General features: G+C 65.3%; 1 pseudogene. It reads right to left on the bottom strand.

Annotated elements, in window-relative coordinates:
• Positions 1-1032: pseudogene (locus J3361_RS29830) on the bottom strand (RHS repeat protein); the annotation flags it as partial.

Below are 1032 nucleotides of genomic sequence, written 5' to 3'. Positions count from 1 at the left end.
GCAACAGCCGCGCCGAGTCGTAGCGGTACTTCAGCTCGCTGCCGTCGGGGTTCAGGCGACGGCTGACCAGGTGCAGGTCATCGGCGTATTCGTAGCGGGTGGTGCGGCCCTGCTCGTCGCGCTCGGCGATGACCTTGCCGTAGGCGTTGTAGCTCCAGGCCCGGATGGCGCCGGTGGGCAGGGTGACTTGCAGCAGTCGGCCGACGGCGTCCCATTGGTAGTGCGTGAGGGCGCCGTGTTCGTCCCGGCGGCTGAGCAAACGTCCCAGGGCATCGTAGGAAAAACACCGGCGACCGCCGTCGGGCAGGATTTCTTCGGTCAGTTGGCCCAGGCGACTCCAGGTGAAGCGATGTTCGCCGCCGTCCGGGTCATACTTCGCCAGCAGTTGCCCGTGGGCGTCGTAGGCATATTCCGTACGCTGGCCGTCGGGATCGATGCTGGCGATCACATCACCGTGGGCATTGCGGCGATAGGTCCATACGGCCTTGCCACGCTGACGGGTGTGCAGGAAACCGTTACGGTATTCGTAGGACGTCGGCGCTTCATCTGGAGGAATCAACGCCAGCAGCCGTCCGACCTCGTCGTAGCGGTATTCGCGGACCGCCCCTAGCGGGTCTTGTTCGGCGATCAGCCGGCCCTGTTCGTCATAGGCCTTGAGGTGCTCGCCGCCGTCGGGCTCGACCTTGCGCACCAGCCGCGCCCGGTTGTCGTGGACATACACTTCCTGGCTGCCATCCAGGTGCCGGACCGTGACACTGCCGTCCTCGCCCCAGGTGTAACGGCTGTCCATCTGCGCAAACGAGGCCCAATGCCGTACGCAACGGGACGCCGGCCCGACGCCTTGCCACTCCCAATAAAAACTCGCCCCGCCGGCCAGTTGCCGCTGGAGAATGACGTGCTGGTCGTCGTAGTCGTAGCGTTCGCTTTCACCGGCGGCATTGGTCGCTTCGATCAGTCGGAAACGTCCGTCGTAGCGGTAGGACACCAACGTCTGTTCGGTCCGCCAGGCGTCGTCGAGGGTGAGGGCCGGGT

This window comes from Pseudomonas sp. OA65 (assembly GCF_017498305.1).
GTDB classification, from domain to species: domain Bacteria; phylum Pseudomonadota; class Gammaproteobacteria; order Pseudomonadales; family Pseudomonadaceae; genus Aquipseudomonas; species Aquipseudomonas zanjanensis.
Note: the sequence above shows the minus strand (reverse complement) of the source record. Positions and strands in the feature narration are given on the sequence as shown.